This is a genomic window from Sabulicella glaciei (genome assembly GCF_026183895.1).
Taxonomy (GTDB): domain Bacteria; phylum Pseudomonadota; class Alphaproteobacteria; order Acetobacterales; family Acetobacteraceae; genus Roseococcus; species Roseococcus glaciei.
In genome coordinates, this window is record NZ_JAPFQI010000009.1 from 16,565 (window position 1) to 36,158 (window position 19,594).

The 19,594-nt window shown below is 70.6% G+C and carries 19 protein-coding genes and 1 pseudogene; 9 read left to right on the top strand and 11 right to left on the bottom strand.

All coding sequences use genetic code 11. From position 1 onward, the window contains the following. Positions 1–388 precede the first annotated feature (388 nt). Genes metC through OF850_RS12525 form a run of 4 tightly spaced genes read right to left on the bottom strand, consistent with a single transcriptional unit; the run spans position 389 to position 3,760 of the window. Positions 389–1,582 carry a cystathionine beta-lyase gene (gene metC / locus OF850_RS12510; protein ID WP_301590495.1) on the bottom strand — a complete coding sequence of 398 codons (1,194 nt, stop codon included), beginning with the start codon at positions 1,580–1,582 and terminating at the stop codon, positions 389–391. After that, positions 1,582–2,415 carry a sulfurtransferase gene (locus OF850_RS12515; protein ID WP_301590497.1) on the bottom strand — a complete coding sequence of 278 codons (834 nt, stop codon included), beginning with the start codon at positions 2,413–2,415 and terminating at the stop codon, positions 1,582–1,584. The genes metC and OF850_RS12515 overlap by 1 nt, the downstream gene beginning before the upstream one ends. Before the next feature lie 5 nt (positions 2,416–2,420). Beyond that, on the bottom strand, positions 2,421–3,131 hold the full coding sequence (locus OF850_RS12520) for an alanyl-tRNA editing protein (RefSeq protein WP_301590499.1): 711 nt from the start codon (positions 3,129–3,131) through the stop codon (positions 2,421–2,423). After that, positions 3,128–3,760: an NUDIX domain-containing protein gene (locus OF850_RS12525; protein WP_301590501.1), complete on the bottom strand. Its 633-nt coding sequence runs from the start codon at positions 3,758–3,760 to the stop codon at positions 3,128–3,130. The genes OF850_RS12520 and OF850_RS12525 overlap by 4 nt, the downstream gene beginning before the upstream one ends. Before the next feature lie 39 nt (positions 3,761–3,799). Here OF850_RS12525 and OF850_RS12530 point away from each other — a divergent pair, with 39 nt between their 5' ends. From OF850_RS12530 to OF850_RS12545, 4 genes are all read left to right on the top strand, one after another. Further along, positions 3,800–4,687 (top strand): DMT family transporter, encoded by an 888-nt coding sequence (locus OF850_RS12530; RefSeq protein WP_301590503.1) that lies wholly within the window; start codon positions 3,800–3,802, stop codon positions 4,685–4,687. Next, on the top strand, positions 4,684–6,189 hold the full coding sequence (locus OF850_RS12535) for an ArnT family glycosyltransferase (protein WP_301590505.1): 1,506 nt from the start codon (positions 4,684–4,686) through the stop codon (positions 6,187–6,189). Before OF850_RS12530 ends, OF850_RS12535 begins: the two co-directional genes overlap by 4 nt. 1 nt (position 6,190) lies before the next feature. After that, positions 6,191–7,006: a YdcF family protein gene (locus OF850_RS12540; RefSeq protein WP_301590507.1), complete on the top strand. Its 816-nt coding sequence runs from the start codon at positions 6,191–6,193 to the stop codon at positions 7,004–7,006. Between the two features lie 254 nt (positions 7,007–7,260). After that, complete coding sequence (locus tag OF850_RS12545) at positions 7,261–8,505, top strand: glycosyltransferase family 4 protein (protein WP_301590508.1); 1,245 nt, start codon at positions 7,261–7,263, stop codon at positions 8,503–8,505. A gap of 73 nt (positions 8,506–8,578) precedes the next feature. On the opposite strand, the gene OF850_RS12550 is transcribed toward OF850_RS12545, so the two are convergent. From OF850_RS12550 to OF850_RS12575, 6 genes are read right to left on the bottom strand one after another with little or no spacing between them, the layout of a single operon-like run. Continuing rightward, positions 8,579–9,451, bottom strand: a complete 873-nt coding sequence (locus OF850_RS12550; RefSeq protein WP_301590509.1) for a glycosyltransferase family 2 protein — start codon at positions 9,449–9,451, stop codon at positions 8,579–8,581. Then, positions 9,448–10,299: a glycosyltransferase family 2 protein gene (locus tag OF850_RS12555; protein WP_301590511.1), complete on the bottom strand. Its 852-nt coding sequence runs from the start codon at positions 10,297–10,299 to the stop codon at positions 9,448–9,450. The genes OF850_RS12550 and OF850_RS12555 overlap by 4 nt, the downstream gene beginning before the upstream one ends. Continuing rightward, a complete protein-coding gene (locus OF850_RS12560) occupies positions 10,296–11,393 on the bottom strand; it encodes a glycosyltransferase (protein WP_301590513.1) in 1,098 nt (365 codons plus the stop codon). Before OF850_RS12560 ends, OF850_RS12555 begins: the two co-directional genes overlap by 4 nt. After that, entirely contained in the window at positions 11,390–12,439 is a 1,050-nt protein-coding gene (locus OF850_RS12565) for a glycosyltransferase family 4 protein (protein WP_301590514.1), read from the bottom strand. The genes OF850_RS12560 and OF850_RS12565 overlap by 4 nt, the downstream gene beginning before the upstream one ends. Then, positions 12,436–13,941 (bottom strand): oligosaccharide flippase family protein, encoded by a 1,506-nt coding sequence (locus OF850_RS12570; RefSeq protein ID WP_301590516.1) that lies wholly within the window; start codon positions 13,939–13,941, stop codon positions 12,436–12,438. Before OF850_RS12570 ends, OF850_RS12565 begins: the two co-directional genes overlap by 4 nt. A 35-nt stretch (positions 13,942–13,976) precedes the next feature. After that, on the bottom strand, positions 13,977–14,687 hold the full coding sequence (locus tag OF850_RS12575) for a sugar transferase (protein WP_301590519.1): 711 nt from the start codon (positions 14,685–14,687) through the stop codon (positions 13,977–13,979). A gap of 154 nt (positions 14,688–14,841) precedes the next feature. Between OF850_RS12575 and OF850_RS12580 the strand changes: the two genes are divergently transcribed. Continuing rightward, positions 14,842–16,371: a DUF6311 domain-containing protein gene (locus tag OF850_RS12580; protein ID WP_301590521.1), complete on the top strand. Its 1,530-nt coding sequence runs from the start codon at positions 14,842–14,844 to the stop codon at positions 16,369–16,371. On the opposite strand, the gene OF850_RS12585 is transcribed toward OF850_RS12580, so the two are convergent. Next, complete coding sequence (locus OF850_RS12585; RefSeq protein ID WP_301590523.1) at positions 16,327–17,304, bottom strand: glycosyltransferase family 2 protein; 978 nt, start codon at positions 17,302–17,304, stop codon at positions 16,327–16,329. The genes OF850_RS12580 and OF850_RS12585 overlap by 45 nt on opposite strands. Positions 17,305–17,372: 68 nt before the next feature. On the opposite strand from OF850_RS12585, the gene greB reads away from it, so the two are divergent. From greB to OF850_RS12605, 4 genes and pseudogenes are all read left to right on the top strand, one after another. Beyond that, entirely contained in the window at positions 17,373–17,900 is a 528-nt protein-coding gene (gene greB, locus OF850_RS12590) for a transcription elongation factor GreB (protein ID WP_301590524.1), read from the top strand. After that, entirely contained in the window at positions 17,897–19,048 is a 1,152-nt protein-coding gene (locus tag OF850_RS12595) for an MFS transporter (protein WP_301590527.1), read from the top strand. Before greB ends, OF850_RS12595 begins: the two co-directional genes overlap by 4 nt. A gap of 108 nt (positions 19,049–19,156) precedes the next feature. Next, a complete protein-coding gene (locus tag OF850_RS12600) occupies positions 19,157–19,357 on the top strand; it encodes a hypothetical protein (RefSeq protein ID WP_301590529.1) in 201 nt (66 codons plus the stop codon). Between the two features lie 12 nt (positions 19,358–19,369). Next, positions 19,370–19,582, top strand: a pseudogene (locus OF850_RS12605) (GNAT family N-acetyltransferase); the annotation flags it as partial. Positions 19,583–19,594: the final 12 nt, after the last annotated feature.

Genomic DNA, 19,594 nt, shown 5'->3' on the forward strand with positions numbered 1-19,594 from the left:
TCCACGGCACCTCCCCCCGGCCAAGGCGCGCACAGCGCGCACCCTGATGGGGCCAGGGTCATGAGTAGAATTCCTGGAATGGTCATGTCGTTATGCGTGCATTCTGTTTTATTAACGAACCGTTCATTGAAATATGGGATGTCGCATTACTTGCGATTGAGACAATCATGACATTAACAATTAAGGAGGGTGGCCAGCCTGCTTACAGGCTGGAAGGGCAAAAGTCAGTGGAAGAAAGCCAGCAAAGCTGCCCGGGCGAAGGGAGACCGACGCCCCCGCCGCCCGATCGGTGCAGCTGGATCGCAAACAAGCCGGCGTGGTCGCGTCGAAGGAAAGATCTAAGGGCCGGTGCCCAGCAGCGAGAGGCCGCCGAGCACGGGCCGGATCATCAGCGCGGCAGCGTCCCGAGGCCTTGCTCCAGATCGGCGAGCAGGTCGGGCACTTCCTCCAGCCCCACATGAATGCGGAAGGTCGGTCCACCGAAGTCACCGGTTTCTGCCGTGCGGGTCAGGAAGCCCGTGGTCGGGATGGCCAAGCTCTCGAACCCGCCCCACGACGCCCCGATCCCGAAGAGCCGCAGCGAGTCCACGAGGCGGAACATGTCCTCCTGGCTGTAGCGCGGCTGCAGCACCACGCCGAACAGGGAGCATGTGCCGGAAAAGTCCCGCTTCCACAGCGCGTGCTGCGGGTGGGAGGGAAGGGCCGGGTGCAGCACCTGCTTGACCTCGGGCCGGGCCTCCAGCCAGCGCGCCACTTCCAGCCCGGCCTCCGCCTGGGCCTTCAGCCGCATCGCCATGGTGCGGACGCCACGCAGCGCCAGCCAGCAATCATCCGGGGAGGCGTACTGGCCGAGGATGGAGGCGGCGGAGCGCACGGCGAGGTGATCCTCCTCCGAATTCACCGTCGCGGAGCCGAGCAGGATGTCGGAATGCCCGCCGACATACTTGGTGAGCGCCTGGATGGAGACGTCCACCCCGTGCCGGAAGGGCTGGAAATGATGGATGCCCCAGGTGTTGTCCATCAGCACCTTGCAGCCCCGCGCATGGGCGGCGCGGCTGATGGCGGGGACGTCCTGCACCTCGAAGGTGTGGGACCCCGGGCTCTCCGTGTAGACGACCTTGGTGTTCGGGCGGATCAGCGCCGCCATCCCCGCCTCGTCCACGCAGGGGTCGTAGAAGGTGGTCTCGATCCCCCAGCCCTGCATCAGCGTGGTGGCAAGGTTTCGCGCCGGGCCATAGACGCTGTCCGGCATCAGGCAATGGTCGCCGGCCTTCAGGAAGGCCAGCAGCGGCACCGCGACGGCGGCGAGGCCGGTCCCGAGGATGGTGCAGCGCGTGCCGCCCTCAATCTCCGCAATCACGTCCTCCAGCGCGTAGTGCGTCGGCCCGCCCTGGGTGCCGTAGGTCATGAACTGGTCGTAGCGCTTCTTCGCACCAGCAACTCGGGACTCGCAATCGGGGAAGAGGACGGTGGAGCCGCGATGCACGGGCGGGTTCACGAAGCCGTGGATGCGAACGCCGGCGCGCCCCGCATGGCTCATGCGGGTGGCGAAGCCGTGCTTGCCATGGGGAGCCTCAGGCATCAGGAAGCGACCTTCTCGGTTTCGGGGCGCGAGGCCCATTCGGTCCAGGAGCCGTCATAGACGGCCGGTTCGGGCAGTCCGGCGCGCAGTGCGCCCAGGGAAAGGATGCAGGCGGTCACCCCCGTCCCGCAGGAGGTGATGAGCGGGCGTGACCCGTCCGCGCCCGCCTGGGCGAAGCGGGCGCGCAGCGCCTCGGGCGGCAGCATGGTGCCGTCGGCGGCGAAGAGCTCGTTGAAGGGCAGGTTGGCCGCACCGGGCATGTGGCCGGAGGGCAGGCCGGGGCGCGGTTCCGGCGCCGTGCCGTCGAAGCGGCCCTTTGCGCGCGCATCCAGCACCAGCGCCGAGCCGTCGCGCAGCGCCGCCTTCACGTCACCGATGCCGCGCAACCGCGCCGTGGAGAGATCGGCCGTGTAGCTGGACTGCGGGCGCTCCGCCGCCTCCCCGGACTCCACGGGGCGTCCCTCGGCGAGCCACTTGGGCAGGCCGCCATCCAGCACGGCGGCCTTCGTGTGGCCCATCAGCCGCATGAGCCACCAGCCGCGCGCCGAGGATTGCAGCCCCTTCTGGTCGTAGAACACGACGGGCGTGTCATTGCCTACGCCCATCCAGCCCAGGAGCCGCTCGAACCGCGCTGGGGTGGGGGCCATGTGCGGCAGGGTGGCGTCGGGATCCGCCACCTCGTCGATGTCGAAGAAGGCGGCGCCCGGGATGTGGGCCTCGCGGAACTTCGTGCGCCCATCGTGCGGCTCGTTGGGCAGGTACTTCGTCGTGTCGAAGACCCGCACCTCAGAGAGGTTCGCGGCCAGCCATTCGGTGGAGACGAGGTGCTCCATCTGTCTCAATCCTCCAGCCCGATGGAGATGCGGCGATTCTGCCGCCCCTTGCTTTCCAGCTTCAGCACCGTAACCCGGCCGATCTCGCCGGTGCGGGCGACATGGGTGCCGCCGCAGGGCTGGAGGTCCACGGGCTTCTCCTCGTCGCCGATCCGCACCAGCCGGACCTGTCCGCCGCTGCGGGGCGGTTGCACCGACAAGGTGCGCACCAGCCCGGGATTGGCGTCCAGCTCCGCCTCGCTGATGGAGGAGAAGGACACCGGGTGATCTTCCGCCACCAGTGCATTCAGCCTCTCCTGCCACCATTCCTTGGGCGGCGGCTCGGGCAGGTTGAAATCGAGGCGCGACTTCTCCGCACCGATCTGCCCGCCCGTGACGCCGATGCCCGGCGTGAGCGAGCAAAGCAGGTGCATGGTGGTGTGCATCCGCATGTGGCGGTGCCGCCGCGCCCAGTCGAGCGCGACCGTCACCTCCGCGCCGACGGGTGGCGCCTCGCCTTCGATGGGATGGACGACCACGCCGTCCTCGCCCTTCAGCGCCTCGCCGATCGCGGCCTCGCCGCCGGGCCAGCGCATCGTGCCGGTGTCGCCCGGCTGCCCGCCGGAGCGCGCATAGAACACGGTGCGGTCCAGCACGATGCCGGCCGGCCGGTGCTCGACGATGCGGGCGGTGCATTCGCGCAGTGCCGCGTCTTCCAGGAAGAGTTTTTCGGTCATGTCCAGGCCTCGCGCAGGCGTGCGCGGTTCTGCCGCAGCCAGAACAGGCAAAGCGCGGCGGTGGCGTTGCGGATCGCGCCGCCGTCGAGGCGGGCGAAACCCTCCTCCGCGGGCAGCAGCAGGGTGCGGATGTCCTCGCCCTCGGCGGCGAGGCCATGGTTGGCCCCGGAATCGGGCAGGCGGGTGCGGCCGCAATACAGGTGGATGTGCTCATCGCAGCCACCCTGCATCAGCATGTAGTGGCCGATGGATTCGAGCCGGTCGGTTTCCAGCCCTGCTTCCTCCGCCGTTTCGCGGCGGGCGCAATCCGCGGGGTCCTCGCCGGCTTCCAGCAGCCCGGCGACGCATTCCGTCATCACCGGCTCGAAGCCGGCGGCGAGGGCGGGGAGGCGGAACTGCTCGATCAGGCAGATCCGGTCGGTCCAGGGGTCGTAGGGCAGCACGGCCACCGCCCCGCCACGGCGCCACAGCTCCCACACCAGCTCGGGCGAGCGGGCGCCGTCGAAGCGGCGATAGGTGAAGCGGACGCGTTGCACGGGGAAGCGGCCATTCCAGGCCACCTCATCCTCCCGCACCTCGAGTCCCGGATGCGGCGGGATCGTCGGAGCCTTGCTTGGTCTGGCGCTCATCGGCCGCGGAGCCTAGCCTCGCCCCCGACGCCCGTCCACATGACCAACCCCGACATCAAATCCGCCCGAAGGCGCGCCATCCTCGCCATCCTGCTGGCCGCCTTGCTTTTCGCGGGCGCGGCGGCCTGCGTGAAGGCGCTGGGCGGGGAGGTGCCGCTGGCGCAGATCATCCTGTTCCGGTCCGCCTTCGCGCTGCCCGTGCTCCTGCCGCTGCTGCGTGCCGCCGGGGGCTGGAGGGCGCTGCGGACGACGCGCCCGGGCGGGCACGCGCTGCGCCTCGCCTTCGGCTTCGCGGGCATGGTGGGCGCGTTCTACGGCTATGCGCACCTGCCGCTCGCGACGGTGACGGCGCTGGGCTTCACCATGCCGCTCTTTCTCGCGCTGCTCGCCGTGCCGCTGCTGGGGGAAAAGCTGGAGGCGGCGCGCGGCCTCGCCGCGCTGGTGGGGTTCGGCGGCGTGCTGCTGATGGTGCGCCCCGGGGCGGGCGGCGATGGCTGGACCATGCTGGTGGTGCTGGGCGCGGCCCTGGCCTGGGCGCTGGCGATGATCACCATCCGGCGCATGGGCGCGCAGGGGGAAAGCGGCGTTGCCATCGTGCTGTGGTTCTCCTTCGGATCCACTCTCGTCGCCCTGGCCTGGAGCGTTCCGGGCTGGGTCTGGCCCACCCCCACCCAATGGCTGTTGCTGGCCGTGATCGGCGGCGTGTCCGCCTTCGCGCAGATCCTGATGACGGAGGCGTACCGCGTCGCCGAGCCCACGGTGGTCGCGCCCTTCGAGTATTCGGGCATCGTCTGGACGACCGCGCTGGGCGCGCTGATCTGGGCGGAGGCGCCGGATGGCTGGGACGCGCTGGGGATCCTCCTGCTGGTCGGGGCGGGGCTGGCGCTGTGGCGGCGCGAGGCGATGGCGGCAGGCTTGAAGCGGTGAGGCTTCCGGCCGCACATGGCGCCATGCCCGCGCGCATCGCCTGGCCCCTGGCCCTCCTGCTTCTGCCGCTGATCGCGCTGGGGCTGCGCTGGGCTTCCTTTCTCCCTTCCGTGATCGACTGGGACGAGAGCCTGTACCTCCTCCAGGCGCGGGAATGGCTGCGCGGGAACTGGCCGCTGTCCGGCGTGTGGGACATGCACCCGGTGGGCGCGCCGGGGATGATCGCCCTGGCCTTCCTCCTGTTCGGCGAGAATCTCTGGGCGGTTCGGCTGCTCGGCGCGCTTTGCGTCGCGGCGACGGGGTATGCGCTGATCTGGTTGATCCGCAATCTCGGCGGCGGGCGGCCCATGGCCTATGCGGCGGCGCTTCTCTACGCCGCGCATTCGGTGCTGCTGGGCGGGCTGGCCTCGAACACCGAGATCCTGTTCGCGCCGATGGTCGTCTCCGCCCTGGCCCTCGCCGTGGCGCCGGGCGGGCCGTGGCGGCGCCTGCTGCCCATGGGGGCGCTGGTCGGGCTGGCGCTGCTGGTGAAGCCGGTGGCGACGCCGGAAGGCTGCCTCGCCTTCGCCCTGCTCGTCCTGCCGGTGCTGCGCGCGCGGCGGTGGCGCGAGGTGGCGGCCATGGCGCTCGCCTATGCGGTGCTTTGCGCCGCGCCGACGCTGCTCACCGGGCTGGTCTATGCGCTGCGCGGCGAATTCTCGGACTGGCTCAACTCCTCCATCCTCGCGCCGCTGCAATACGCCTCGGGCCGCATGTCGGCGGAGCAGGCGCTGTGGCGCAGCACCCTGGCGGGGCTGGAGTTCCGCTGGCTGCTCCTGCTGGCGCTGCCCGCTTTCGCGGCGCTGGACGCGGCGGAGGAAGGGCCACGCCGGGTCGCACGCTTCGGGTTGCTGTGGCTTGCCGTCGCGCTGGTGGCTGTGGTGGGGCCGGGGCATTTCTTCGGGCATTACTTCCTGATCCTGCTGCCGCCGCTGTCGCTGCTGGCGGCGCTCGGGCTGTTCCTGGGCGTGCGCGCTCTTGCTGCGGCGCGCGCCCGCGCCGCGATGCTGATGGTCCTCGCCCTTGTCGGGACGGACCTCGTCGCGCGCGACCTTTCGCCGCGGCTGTCGCGCGGCTTCGCCCTGGGCAGCCCGGACACGCCGCGCCGCATAGCGAACCTCATGAACGAGGAACTGCAGGAGGGCGACACGATCTTCGTGCCGAACTACCAGCCCGTCGTGTACTTCCTCACCGAGGCGCGGCTGCCGACGCGCTTTCCATTTCCGGTCCATCTGACCGGTTCCTTCGCCACGCTGGCCGGGGTGGACACGGATGCGGAGGTGCGGCGCATCCTGGAATCCCGCCCGCGCTTCATCGTGCTCGACCGCTCGGAATGGTTCGCCATGCGCGTCAGCGCCATGGCGATGCTGAGCGAGGCGCTGGAGGAAGGCTACGAACTCGCCGCCTCCTTTGTGGAGGAGCGGGGGACGGTGGAGCTGTGGCGGCGGCTGGAGTCGGAGTAGCGTGGTTCAGGACATCCTCTTCTTCGCCTCGAAGATCTTCTGGCTCTTCGCCCGGCCCAACACCTTCGCGCTGCTGCTCCTCGCCATCGGCCTGGCGCTGCTGTGGCGCGGGCGGCGCTGGGGCCACTGGCCGGCGCTGCTGGGCTTTTGCTGGTATGCGGCGGTGCTGCTGACGCCGCTCGCCGCCTGGCTCACCCTGCCGCTGGAGGACCGCTTCCCGCGCCCCGCCCCGCCCGAGCGGGTGGATGGCATCGTGATCCTCGGCGGAGCGGTGGAAACCAAGCTGACCGAGGGCCGCGGCCTTCCGTCGCTGAACGGCGCGGCGGAGCGCATGACGGAGGCGGTGGCATTGGCGCGCCGCTATCCGGAAGCGCGGATCGTGTTCAGCGGCGGCACCGGCTCGCCCATCCCGGGCCAACTCACCGAGGCGGAGGTGGCGCGGCGCCTCTGGGCATCGCTCGGGCTGGAAGGGGAGCGGGTGATCTTCGAGGACCGCTCGCGCAACACCTGGGAGAACGCGACCGAGACCCACGCCCTGCTGGACCCGCGGGAGGGGGAGACATGGCTGCTCGTCACGAGCGCCAGCCACATGCCGCGCTCGGTGGGGTGCTTCCGGCAGGCCGGGTGGCGCATCACGGCTTGGCCCGTGAACTACTCCACCCTGCCAGGCGGGGCGGGATGGTTCGACCCCCCGCTCTCGATGCGGCTGGGGCAGGCGGAATGGGCGGTGCGGGAGTTCGTGGGCCTCGTGGCCTACCACCTGTTGGGGCGCACGGACGCGCTGTTTCCGGCGCCCAGGTCTCGTGAGCCAGCGTGATCCGGCAGTGGACCCAAGAAAGGATCCCCGCTTGGTGACGCCGAGATCAAGAGCCGGTTGAGGCAGGACGAAGCCGACATCCACTGCCACACCCAAGCAGCCGGCCCATTTTGGAATGCTCGTGAAAGCGAGAGTCCAGTTTTCGCTTCTCTGCGGATCGCTGGTTCACCAAGCGCGCCAAGCATCATTTTTTGGAGAATTGCCGCGGCGGCCACCGTGACAGCGGTTTCAAAGTTGGGATAATGTCGCAAGCGATGTCCAGCGCCGCTGAACGTTCGGCTATCTCAGCCCGGGCTCACGCACAGCAATTCCCTGACCGCAAGGATTCTCCGGCAACCATCCTCGTCATCCATGATGGGTTGGGCGTCCTTCGGGGCAGCGAGAAAGTCATGCTTGACCTCATGGCTGGCCTTCCGCACCACCGCTGGTGTGTCCTGACCAACCACGCTGAGTTTGCTGACGCCGCCGAGGCCCAGGGACACGTCGCTTCGGTGCGGCTGGAGACGTTGAAGCCGGTGTTTGACCATGGCTTCGGTCCCTCCAGCGTGCCACTCCTGTTGCGTCAAGCGCGACTCGTCGAGCGCCTCGTCCGGGAAACCGGGGCGGAACTGATCCACGTCAACAACGCGACCTTCTCCAACTGGGCGGCACTGGCAGCCTGGTGGTGCGGGATTCCGATCTTGGCCCATATCCACTCATTCCTGTCGCGACGAACGCGGGTCCTTCTGGGCGTTCACGCCGTGGACCGGATCGTTGGCGTTTCGCGCGCCGTTCTTGAGCCCTCCCTCGGGGACCCTTCGCTCCACGCCAGATGCGTCGTCATCCATAACGGTCATGATTGGGCGGCCCGGTCACGCATTGATCGCAGCACGCTACGCGCGGATCTGGGCATCCCGGCGTCGAGCATTGTCCTTGCGGTGGTCGGTGTCCTGTTGCCGTTGAAGCGGGTTGATGTGGCCTTCGAGGCACTGCGGCACCTCCCTGCCGAGTTGTTGGCGGGGACGACGCTGCTCGTGATCGGCGACGGGCCGGAGCGGGCAGCCCTGGAAGATCACGCCCGGGGCTTGCCTGTGCTGTTCCTTGGTCAGCGAGACGATGTTCCATCGCTGCTTGCGGAGGTGGCCGACATCCTTCTGATGCCTTCCGAGAAGGACGCTTTCCCGACTGTTCTCCTCGAGGCGGCAGCTGCTCGCATTCCGCGCATTGGCGCAGATGCAGGTGGAACTCCCGAAGCCATCATGGACAGCGTGGACGGAGTTCTTGTTCCTCCCGGCGACCCCGAGGCCCTGGCTCGGGCAATCGCAGAGTTGGCCAATGATGCGCAAAAGGCTCGGCGTCTCGCCGATGCCGCCGAGCGACGGCTCGCCGAAGACTTCAGCTCCGCCCGCTTCCTGGAGGCGTTCGAGATCCTTTATCGCGACATGCGGCACAATTCTCCCAGCCGTGTGCGGCGAATCGCCACGGCGCTGCGCTCGTTCCTGCACACGATGAGATCGTGATTCGCCTCGCCGGCTCGGCAGAATGTCTGAGTGACGCCGATCTGTCGCTGCAACCCTGCAAGCGGAAACGCTCCTAAAGCTCCGTGATCCGCCCCGGATGGGCGCGGCCGCGCAGCAAATCCCACAAGCCGCGCAGATTGCCGCGCAGTCGGCCGAACCGGTCCACCTCCTTTTCCGGCCAGGGCGACTTCAGGAGGTTCACCAAAAGGTGCCGCCCGGCGGAGGGAAGGGCATGCGACCACGGAAACGACCCCTTCCGTGCCAGGTAGACCGGGTTCACCACCTGCGAGTAGCCGAGCCGCCGCCCCGGCACGCGCCCGGACTTGGTGCCGAGATGCACCCCCCGCGCCGCCAGCAGCCGCAGGATCGTGCCGTGCGGCAGGAGGCGGCGCGACAGGTCGATGTCCTCGTACCAGGCATAGAGCGGCAATTCCTCGTCGAAGCGGAGGCCGTGTTTGCGCAGCGGGGCGAGGCGCAGCGCCATGTTGCAGCCATAGGCGTTGAAGGCCGGCGCGGTGTCCAGCGGTGCGGCCGCTGGCGGAGCGGTGGCGAGCACGGCGCGCGCCTCCATTGGCGAGAGGCCGGGGCCCTTGGCGCCATCGGCGAGAACGACGCCCGTTGCCACGGAGCAATCGGGCCGGTCCTTCAGCACCGCCTCCAGCACCGCCAACCACTCGGGCGCGGGCAGGAAGTCGTCGTCGAAGAAGGCCACGGCGTCGCAATCGCCGAGCGCGGCGATGATGCGGTTGCGCTGGCGCGGCAGCCCGGCCTCGCCGCGCAGCAACTCGACGCCGGGGAAGCGGGCGGCGATGCCGGAGACGTCATCGTCCGAAACGTGGCAGACCAGGATGCGGTCCGGCGCGCGTGTCTGCCGGTCCAGCTCCGCGAGGGTTTCGGCCAGGATGGCAGGACGGCCGCGCGTGGCGATGCCGACGGCGATCCTCATGCGAGCGGCCCTGGCGGCGGCAGGGGCGCGGCGCGCATCCCGGCGAAGCGCCCGCGCAGCGTGGCGAGGTAGTAGCGCGCATGCAGCCCGCGTCCGCGCATCAGCGACAGCGCTGCCCCGGCCAGCGGGCGATACAGGAAGGGCGCCCAGACGCGCGCCGGCACGCGGTGGCGGCGCAACGCGAAGCCCATCCCCTCGCCGTAGCGGGCGGCGCGCGCCACCGCCTCGGGCGAAAGTCGCTTGTCGGGATGGATCACGCGCAGCGTCGGCTCGTAGCGCGCGGCGTGGCCCGCGACGATGGCACGGCAGACCAGGTCGTTGCCTTCCGCCGAGCCGAAGCGCGTGCCCGGCCCCATGCGCTCGTCGAAGCCGCCCAGCGCCAGGGCGATGTCGCGCCGGAGCCAAAGGTTGAACTCGATCACGCTGGTCCAGGCATTGCCGAGGGTGATCGGACCGCCTTCCGCGCGCCAGCGCCCGGAGCCCAGCCCGCCCTCCGGCCCCTCGGCCGGGCCGGTCAGCACGGCCAGCGCGGGGTCGGCGGCGAAGGCGGCGCGAACCTGGGCCAGCGTGCCGGGCTTCAGCAGGCAGTCATCGTCGGGAAAGGCGACGATCTCCCCACGCGCATGGCGCAGGCCGAGGTTGCGCCCCGCATTGGCATTGGCGACCTCGCTGCGGAGATGCAGCAGCGGGAAGCGGCCGCTCCATTCCGCCATGAGTGCATCCAACCGGCCATCCCCGTTCTGGTCAGCCAGGATCACCTCGAAGGGCGGCTCCTGCGCCGCGAGGCTCTCGAACAGCGCGCCGATCTCCGCGACGCGGCTGCGCGTAGCGACGACGAGCGAGATCATGCCGCCACCGCCCCCTTCAGCCGCTCGCGGAACTTCTCCTCGGAGAAATCCTCGGCGTTGCTGCGGCATGCGGCGGGCTGAAAGCGATTTTCCTCTGCCACGAAGGCGCGGACGGCGCCGACGATGCTGTCCACGCTCTGCTCGGCGAAGAGCAGGCCCGTCTCGCCCTCGCGCACGATGTCGGCGGCGCCGCCGCGTCCGTAGCAGATCAGGGGCGTACCGGCGGCCTGGGCCTCGACCAGCGCGATGCCGAAATCCTCCTCCGCCGCGAAGACGAAGGCGCGGGCGGTTTGCACCAGCTCCACCAGCCTCGGCTGCGGGACGCGGCCCAGAACCTGGATGTTGGGCGCGCCCTCCGCTGCCTTGGCCACCAGCGGCGCGGATGGTCCGTCCCCGGCGACGACCAGCCGGAGGTCGGGCATGCGGCGGAAGGCCTCCGCCACCAGTTCCACGCGCTTGTAGGGCACCTGGCGGGAGGCGACGGCGAAATGCGTGCGCGGTCCCGTGCCCATGGGAAAGCCGGCCACGTCCACCGGCGGGTGCAGCACCTCCGCGTCCCGCCGCCAGGTCTTGCGGATTCGCTCGGCGATGTAGCGGCTGTTGGCGAGGAGCTTGTCGGGGCGCGCCGCGCTGGCCTGGTCCCACAGGCGTAGGCGGTGCAACAGCCAGCGCGTGTAGGCGCCCTTCAGCCCGCCCTCGCTGCCCGACTGACGGAGATATTGGCCCTGGAGATCCCAGGCATAGCGCATGGGCGAATGGATATAGGAAACGTGGCGCGTGCCCGGCCCCGTCACCACGCCCTTGGCGACGGCGTGGGAGGAGGAAAGGACGAGGTCGAAGCCGCGCATCTCGAACTGCTCGATCGCGATGGGCATCAATTGCAGGTAGTTGCGGAACATGCGCCGCGCGAAGGGCATGCGCTGCAGGAAGGAGGTGTGCGGCACCACGCCGTGCAGGAACCCGCGCTGGCCTTCCGGCAGGAAGTCGCACAGCACGAACAGCTCGGCATCCGGGAAGCAGAGCAGCATCTGCTCCAGCACGCGCTCGCTGCCCGCGTAGCTGTCGAGCCATTCATGGACGATGGCCACCTTCATGCGGCAATGAACCCCAGCAGGCGGCGCGCGGCCGCATCCCAAGAAAACTGCGCGGCCTGGCGCCGCCCGGCTTCGGCCAGCCCAGCCCGCAGCGCGGCGTCGTCGGCGAGGCGCGCCACCGCCTCGCCCAGCGAGGCCGGGCGGCGGGGGTCGAACGGCACCGCCGCCTCGCCGCAGACTTCCGGCAGGGCGCCGAGGGGCGCGGCGACCACGGGGCAGCCGCACCACATCGCCTCCACCGGCGGCAGGCCGAACCCCTCGTAGCGCGAGGGGAAGAGCAGGGCGAGGGCCGCTTCGTAGAGGGCGCGAAGCTCGGCGTCGCTCACCCGGCCCAGGGCGCGCACCTCGCCGGGCAGGTCGGCGCCGCCTGCGCGGAACACGGCCGTGTCCTTGGCGCCGGCCACGGCCAGGACGAGGCCGCGCGATGCCAGCGCGCCCCCCGCCGCGTGCAGGGCGGCGAGGTTCTTGTGCGCCGCCCCGGTGCCGACCACGAGGGCGAAGCGTTCCGCCTCCAGCCCATACCGCGCGAGGATGGCGGCGTCCGCCGGTTCGCGCAGGATATGCTCGCCGCCTTCCAGCGTGGCTGGCGGTTCCGCGATGCGGAGGTGATGGGCGATGCGCCCGGCGGAGAAGTGCGAGACCGTCAGGATTCGCGCGCCGCGCCGCGCCAGCGTGGTCTGCACCCCGCGATACCAGAGGCGAAAGGCGGTCCCGTAGCTTTCCGGCGTGTCGAAGGCGCCCGCGTCGTGGATCACCACCGACTGGTGCCGGCCCGCCAGCAGCGGCCCCGTGTTGCCGAGGCTGAGCAGCGTCCCGCCGCGCGCGGCGCGGGGCAGGATCCATTGCTCCCAGATCTGGCCGCCGCGCGTGCCGACGATGCGCGGTGCGAGGCGGGGAAAAAGGTCGAGGTCGCGCGCATCGGGCGGGCAGAGCAGCGCGACCGGCGGCCGGTCCACCATCGCGTCCAGCGCGCGGGCGATCTCGCGCGCATAGCGCTGCACGCCGGTGAGGCCCTGGGCCAGGAAGCGGCCATTGAGGAAGATCATGCGCGCAAGAGCCTCCGCGCCTCGGCGGGACGGCGCAGCGCGCCTCGCTCCTCAACCGTCAACAGCGGCGCCAGCAGCAGCAGCGTTCCGAGCAGCCCCAGCGCCGCGGCGGCGGCGGCGAGCGGCAGGGTGGGCGCGGCGGCGGTGAGGGCCAGGGCCAGCACGGCGGCCATGATGGGCAGGACCATGCGGCGCAGCGCCGGTCGCGCGGCAGGGTAGAGCCGCGCGGCCAGCACCGACTTGCCCAGCGCGTCAGCGGTGGCGCGCAGCGCCCAGGCAACCGCCGCGCCCTCGATGCCGAAACCCTGCAGCAGCACCCAGAGCACCGGCAGGAACAGCACCAGCTCGGCGGCGATCAGCTTCGCCGCCGCATCCGGACGACCGATGGCATCCAGCAGCGCATTGGGCACGAAGGCGAGGCAGGAGAAGAACACCCCCGCGCCGAGGATGCGCGCCACCGTCCCGCCCTCCCGCGCGAAATCCGCGCCGAGCCACAGCCCGAGCAGCCAATCGCCCAGCCCAGCGAGAAGCAGGCAGGGCGGCAGCACTAGCGTGACGACCAGCAGCGCCCCGCGCCGCAGCAGCCCCGCCGTCACCTCGGGATGCGACCGGAAGGCGGAGGCCATGGGCGGCAGCAGCACCTGCGCCACCGCGACCGGCAGGATCCACATGCGCAGCACGAGGTCGAGCGGCGTCGCGTAATGCGCCACGGCGGCCAGCGTCAGCACCGCGCCGACCAGGAAGCGGTCGGCATAGATCAGCGCCTGGTTCAGCACGGAGGACACGGTCATCCATCCGCCCACGCGCAGCAGCGGCGCGACCAGCCGCGGCGAGCCGAGGCCGAGCGGCGGCAGGAGCGGCCGCGCGAGCCATGCGTAGGAGAGCGTGTTGAGAAGCCGGCACGCCACCAGCACCAGCATCACGCCGACGAGGCTCTGCCAGACCATGAGCACCAGCACCGGGCCCAGATAGTACATGGCGGAGACGGGGATGGTCGCGAGGTTGGCGGCGCGGAAACGCTGATGTGCCGCCAGCACGCCCCACAGCGCCGCATTCGCGGTGACAAGCGGCGCGGCGAGGGCGAGGATGCGGAAGGCCGTCACCGCCTCCGCCTCAAGCGCGGGCGGCACGTTCAGCACGCGGCCGACCAGCGCCGGCACGGCGAGGAACACCAGCACGGCGCCAAGCATGGCCAGCCCGCCCAGCGCCAGCAGTGCCGTGCCGACGAGCTGCCCGGCCTCCTCGCCGCGGCCCTCCGCCATGCGCTCCGATAAAGCGCGGGTAAGGGCGGGGCCGATGCCGAGGTCGAGGATGCCGAACACCCCGACCAGCGCCAGGGCAAGGGTGAAAAGGCCCCAGCGCTCCAGCCCCATCTGCGCCACCAGCACGGGGGTGAGCACGAGTGCGAGCAGGAGCGGCAGGCCGCGCCCCAGCGCGTTCCAGATCAGGCCGGAAAGGAGGCGTCCCGCCCCGGCCCGGGCCTCGGCGGTGTCGCCGGTCATGTCTTCGTGAACCCCTCGGAGGGGGGGCTTCTAGCTTAGTGCGCTCCCTTGCGCGACAGCACCGCCACGGGGGTGCGCAGCAGGATGCGGAGGTCGGCCAGCAGTGAGGGGCGCGACACATAGGCCACGTCGAGCGCGACGCGCTGGGCGTAGCTGGTCTCCGAGCGGCCGGACACCTGCCACAGCCCGGTGATGCCCGGACGGACGCTCATGTAGTGGATGGCGGCGGCGCCGTAGTAGCTTTCCAGCTCGGCCTGCTGCACCGGGCGGGGTCCGACCAGGGACATGTCGCCGCGCAGCACGTTGAGAAGCTGCGGCAGCTCGTCCAGCGAGGTGGCGCGGAGAATGCGGCCAATGCGGGTCACGCGCGGGTCCACGCGCAGCTTGCGGGTTTCCTCCCACTCGGCGCGGGCGGCGGGGTCGGCGGCGAGCAGGGCGGCGAGGCGCGCCTGGCTGTCCACCACCATGGAGCGGAACTTGAGGCAGCCGAAGACCTGGCCGTTCCGCCCGACGCGGGGATGAGCGAAGAAGGCCGGCCCGCCATCGGAGCGCACCAGCAGGGCCAGCAAACCGAAGACCGGCGCCAGGAAGAGCAACAGCGCCCCCGCGCCCAACACGTCGAGGCTGCGCTTGGCCACAGCGCGCCAGCCAGGACCACGCGACACCAGCACTGCCTGGGGCGGGGCGAAGGCGCCGAGCGCCGCGGTGTCACGCTGAAGGGACGAGAAGGCGTCCAGCCCGGTCATGTGCCGATCTTTCCTTCGTGATGCGGAGCGGTGCACCCGCCCCTGCCACGGAGCAGGTTTAACCTTGCCTCAAGGGCGGCTTTCGGACCTGCCCATGGCAGGATTGTGGCAAGCCCGTCCTTGCTGCGCCTGGATTTGCGCGCCAAGCAGGGCCATGCGCGCCGCCTTTTTCGCCTACGGGATCTCAGCCCTCCTTGGAGCGTTTCTTGCCAGCGCCTTGTTCCCGCTGGACTTCCTGCTTCCCCAATCTGGGCAGGATTGGCGCGCGGCGGGCGATGCGGCGCAGCATGCGATCGCCCAGCGTCATTTCCTGGCCGATGCCTGGCGCTGGCCGCCTTTGGACATCGCGACGCTGGCGGGAGCGAATCTGGCCTTCATGGATGGCATCCCAGCCCTCGCCCTGCCGCTCAAGCTCCTGGCACCTCTCCTGCCGGAGGGATTCCATGGAATCGGGCTGTTCTACGCCCTGGCCTGGGTAGGGCAGGCCGTGGCGGCGGTGTTCGCCCTGCGCGGATTCGGCGAGCGGCGCGTGGCGCCGGCCCTGGCCGTCGCGGTGATGGCGCTTTCCATGCCGGCCTTCGTCATGCGCTTCGGCCACGCCGCGCTGACCGGGCATTTCGTCATCCTCCTGGCGCTGGGGCTCTACGCGCGCGTGCTGGGCGATGCGCGCTGGTGGATGGTGGCGATTCCGTTCCTGGTGCTGGCGCTGCTGGTGCATCCCTACCTCGCGCTGATGGCGCTCGCGCTGCTGGCGGCGCCGCCGCTCACGTTGCTGCTGCGCGGGGAGGCATGGCGGGGCGCGGCGCTGGGCGCGGCGGGGGCGGCGGGCGCGATGGCCGCAACGATGGCGCTGCTCGGCTACCTGGGCGCGGAGGGGGATGGCGGGTTCGGTCAATACGCCATGAACCTGCTTTCGCCCTTCTGGCCGCATCGCTCCTGGTTCCTCGGCCACCTCGTTTCCGCGGAGGTGGATGCGACGGGCCATGGCGGGTGGGAGGGCTACACCTGGCTCGGGCTGGGACTGATCCTGGCGTTGGGGGCAGGGCTGCTGCTGCGCCCGGCGCGAATCGGGCGGCATTGGGGACTTGTCCTCGCTCTGTCGGGCCTTGCCGTGCTGGCCGTGTCTTTCCGGATCGGGCTGGGGAGCGCGGTGCTTCTGGACCTGCGGCCCGTGCCGGGATTCCTGGAGCAGTTCCGCGCCTCGGGCCGCTTCTTCTGGCCGGTCGCCTATACGCTGCTGATCGGCGCCGCGCTGCTGCTGCGCCGCGCCGGGCCGCGCGGCTGCGCGCTGCTCTGCGTCTGCGCCGGTGCGCAGTTCCTGGACGCGATGCCGGCGCGCGCCGCCCTACGCGCCTGGGCGCATGAGCGCGCCGCCTGGACGGTCGACGCCTCCGCCCTGCGTCCGCTGCTGCGCGAGGCGGAGACCGTGACGCTGTTGCCCGCTTGGCCCTGCATCCCGCGCGAGGACTGGCAGTCGCGGGTGCGCCTGCTGGAATTGCTGCTGCTGGCGAGCGAAACGCCGCGCCCGGTCAACACCGCCTACGTCGCGCGCTGGCGCACCCCGCCGCGCTGCGAGGCGCCGGGCCCCATGCGTCCGGGCGAATTGCGGATCGCCCTGCCGGGCACGGACCCGGCGGCGTCAGGCTGCGTCGCGCTGGGAGACCTGACGGTCTGCCGCCCGTGAGGGGATGTGCCGCTCGACGAAGTAAAGCGGCCTTCCCTTGGTTTCGTTGAAGATGCGGCCGAGATATTCGCCGATAACGCCCAGCATCATCATCTGCACCCCGCCCAGGAACAGCACCACCGCCATCAGCGAGGGATAGCCCGCGACCGGGTTGCCCCAGAGCATGGTGCGGACCAAGAGCAGCGCCAGGTAGAAGGCGGCTGCGAAGGACACGGCGAGGCCGAGATAGGTGGCGATCTTCAGCGGCCCGACGGTGAAGGAGGTGATGCCCTCCAGCGACAGGTTCCACAGCTTCCACCAGTTCCACTTCGTCTCGCCTGCCGCGCGGGGCGCGCGTTCATACGGAACGGCGACGGAGGGGAAGCCGACCCAGGCGAAGAGTCCCTTCATGAAGCGGTGCTGCTCCCGCATGGAGAGCAGCGCGTCGAGGGCGCGGCGCGACATCAGGCGGAAATCCCCCGTGTCGCGGGGCAGGGCGACGCGCCCGCCCAGCTTCTCCATCAGCCGGTAGAAGCCGGCGGCGGTGGTCTTCTTCAGCCAGGATTCGCCGTGGCGCACGCTGCGCTGCGCGTAGGCGATGTCGAAGCCCTCCCGCCACGCGGCGAGGAGGTCGGGGATGACCTCCGGCGGGTCCTGGAGATCCGCGTCGGTGACGATCACCGCCCCCGTCCCCGCCGCGTGGTCGAGGCCGGCGGTCAGCGCGATCTCCTTGCCGAAGTTGCGCGACAGGTTGACCACCGCCACGCGTCCGTCCCGCGCTGCCAGATCCTCCATGATCCGCAGCGTGGAGTCGCGGGAGCCGTCATTCACCAGCACCAATTCCCAGGGCAGCCCGGTTTCCTCCATCACGGCGACGAGGCGCCGGTGGAACTCGGGCAGCACCTCTTGCTCGTTGAAGCAGGGGACGACGATGGAAAGGGCGGGGCGGGACATGCGGGGCCTATACAAGCACGGCGATGATGGCGTTTCGTGGGCAGGCTTGCCACTGTAAACAGGACCGGATGGCGACGCCCGACGAGGATGAGGACGAGGACGGCATTCCCGGCCTGCCCCCCAACACCCCTTTCTACATGACGCCCGAGGGCCACCGGGCCATGCGCGACGAACTCCACGCGCTGTGGAGCGTGGAGCGCCCCAAGGTGGTGGAGGTGGTGTCCTGGGCCGCCGGCCTCGGTGACCGCAGCGAGAATGCCGACTACCAGTACGGCAAGAAGCGCCTGCGCGAGATCGACCGCCGCGTGCGCTTCCTCCGCAAGCGCCTCGACCGTGCCGAGGTGGTGGACCCCGCCACCCAGACCCGGCGAGACCAGGTCTTCTTCGGCGCCACCGTCACCTTCGTGCACGAGGATGACCGAGAGGTGACCGTGACCATCGTGGGCGCGGAGGAAGCGGATGCGGGGCAGGGGCGCATCTCCTGGCTGTCGCCGGTCGCACGGGCTCTGCTCGGCAAGCGCGTGGGCGACGTGGTCCGCCTCCGCAAGCCGGGGGGCGCGGAGGAGGTCGAGGTGCTGCGGATCGCCTATCCATGAGGACCGTGATCCTGCTCGGCACGGCGCAGACCTTCGCCTGGGCCGGGTCCTACTACGTGCCGGCGCTGCTGGCCGCGCCGATGGCGCGGGAGCTCGGCATCGCGCCTTCGCGCGTCTTCCTCGCCTTTTCCGTGGCGCTGCTGCTGACGGCCTTCCTGGGTCCCAGCGTGGGGCGCGCGATCGACCGCCATGGCGGGCGCGGCGTGCTGTCCTTCGGCAATGCGTGCCTCGCCTTGGGCTTGGCGCTGATGGCGATGGCGCAGGGCGAGGCGATGCTGTTCGTCGCCTGGGCGGTGATGGGGATCGGCATGGCGGCGGGGCTGTACGACGCCGCCTTCGCCACGCTGGCGCGGCTGCTGGGCAAGGAGGCGCGCGGCGCCATCACCGGCATCACGCTGATCGCCGGCTTCGCCTCGACGCTGGGCTGGCCGCTTTCCGCCGCCATGGAAGGGGCGTTCGGCTGGCGCGGGGCGCTTTGGGGCTGGGCGGCGATCCAGCTTTTCCTGTGCATCCCGCTGAACCTGCTGCTGCCGCGGCCGCCTGCGGTGTTGGAACCGGCCGCCGCGCCGGCCGCGCCGCTTGCCGATGCGCGGCGGGCCGGGCTGCGCGCCGCCATCCTGGTGTCAGTCGCCATCGCGGTGGGCGGGTTCGGCGCCTCGGCGTTGGGGGCGCACCTGCCGGGGCTGCTGATGGCGGGAGGCGCCACGCAGGGCGCCGCCATCGCCGCCGCCGCGCTGCTCGGCCCGGCGCAGGTGGGGGCACGGCTGCTGGAATTCGGTCTGCTGCGGCGGCTGCATCCGCTGCTTTCCGCGCGCATGGCGATGCTGATGCATCCGGCCGGTGCGGCGGCGCTGATGGCGGTGGGGGCGCCGGCCGCGCCGGTCTTCGCGGTGCTGCATGGCGGCGGCAACGGCATCATGACCATCGCGCGCGGCACGCTGCCGCTGGCGCTGTTCGGCGCGGCCGGATACGGCGCGCGCCAGGGGCTGATCGTCGCACCGGCGCGGTTCCTGGGTGCCCTCGCGCCGGCACTGTTCGGATTTGCCGTGGAAGGGTGGGGCGCGCAGGCGCTCTGGCTGACGGCCGGCCTGTCGGTGATCGGCTTCGCGGCGCTGATGCTGCTGTCCGTGAACAGGGAAGAGAACTAGGATGCGTCGTCGCCCGGACGCCGGATTGTGGCCGTGCAGCCGCCGGACCTGCGATGCCGCCGCTGGTGCAGAGCTTCCCGCCGGCCTCGATGCCCGTATGGTCCTGCCATGACGCCGCCACGCCTGCGTGCCGCAACACGGAACGACCTGCCACGCCTCTACGAGGTCCGTCATGGGACGGCCGAGAACCGCCTGACAAATCCCGCGCTCGTCACGGATGAGGAGGTCGCCTGGTATCTGGACCACGCCATCTTCCTGGTTTCGGAGGACGCCGGAGCGGTTCAGGGATTTATCTGCGTCAACCGCTAGACGGGCTATGTCTGGGCGTTGTTCGTGATCCAGGAAGCACAAGGCCAGGGCCATGGCAGCGGTCTTCTTGATGCTGCGATGGCGCGGCTGAGGGAGGCGGGCCACCGGCAAGCCTTCCTGTCCACGGGCCGCGGGACGATGGCGGAATCCTTCTATCTGGCCAGGGGCTGGCAGCCGATGGGCCTGAACCTGCAGGGCGAGGTCGTATTCCGCCTTTGGCTTTGACGCGGCCGGGCG

Excerpts from the sequence above, each read along its gene's own strand:
- OF850_RS12545 (WP_301590508.1), top strand. The coding sequence starts at position 7,261 with ATGTCCAGCGCCGCTGAACGTTCGGCTATCTCAGCCCGGGCTCACGCA.
- OF850_RS12525 (WP_301590501.1), bottom strand. The coding sequence starts at position 3,760 with ATGAGCGCCAGACCAAGCAAGGCTCCGACGATCCCGCCGCATCCGGGA.
- OF850_RS12515 (WP_301590497.1), bottom strand. The coding sequence starts at position 2,415 with ATGGAGCACCTCGTCTCCACCGAATGGCTGGCCGCGAACCTCTCTGAG.
- OF850_RS12600 (WP_301590529.1), top strand. The coding sequence starts at position 19,157 with ATGACGCCGCCACGCCTGCGTGCCGCAACACGGAACGACCTGCCACGC.
- OF850_RS12520 (WP_301590499.1), bottom strand. The coding sequence starts at position 3,131 with ATGACCGAAAAACTCTTCCTGGAAGACGCGGCACTGCGCGAATGCACC.
- OF850_RS12530 (WP_301590503.1), top strand. The coding sequence starts at position 3,800 with ATGACCAACCCCGACATCAAATCCGCCCGAAGGCGCGCCATCCTCGCC.
- OF850_RS12570 (WP_301590516.1), bottom strand. The coding sequence starts at position 13,941 with ATGACCGGCGACACCGCCGAGGCCCGGGCCGGGGCGGGACGCCTCCTT.
- OF850_RS12565 (WP_301590514.1), bottom strand. The coding sequence starts at position 12,439 with ATGATCTTCCTCAATGGCCGCTTCCTGGCCCAGGGCCTCACCGGCGTG.
- OF850_RS12560 (WP_301590513.1), bottom strand. The coding sequence starts at position 11,393 with ATGAAGGTGGCCATCGTCCATGAATGGCTCGACAGCTACGCGGGCAGC.
- OF850_RS12550 (WP_301590509.1), bottom strand. The coding sequence starts at position 9,451 with ATGAGGATCGCCGTCGGCATCGCCACGCGCGGCCGTCCTGCCATCCTG.
- greB (WP_301590524.1), top strand. The coding sequence starts at position 17,373 with ATGGCGACGCCCGACGAGGATGAGGACGAGGACGGCATTCCCGGCCTG.
- OF850_RS12580 (WP_301590521.1), top strand. The coding sequence starts at position 14,842 with ATGCGCGCCGCCTTTTTCGCCTACGGGATCTCAGCCCTCCTTGGAGCG.
- OF850_RS12585 (WP_301590523.1), bottom strand. The coding sequence starts at position 17,304 with ATGTCCCGCCCCGCCCTTTCCATCGTCGTCCCCTGCTTCAACGAGCAA.
- OF850_RS12575 (WP_301590519.1), bottom strand. The coding sequence starts at position 14,687 with ATGACCGGGCTGGACGCCTTCTCGTCCCTTCAGCGTGACACCGCGGCG.
- OF850_RS12595 (WP_301590527.1), top strand. The coding sequence starts at position 17,897 with ATGAGGACCGTGATCCTGCTCGGCACGGCGCAGACCTTCGCCTGGGCC.
- metC (WP_301590495.1), bottom strand. The coding sequence starts at position 1,582 with ATGCCTGAGGCTCCCCATGGCAAGCACGGCTTCGCCACCCGCATGAGC.
- OF850_RS12555 (WP_301590511.1), bottom strand. The coding sequence starts at position 10,299 with ATGATCTCGCTCGTCGTCGCTACGCGCAGCCGCGTCGCGGAGATCGGC.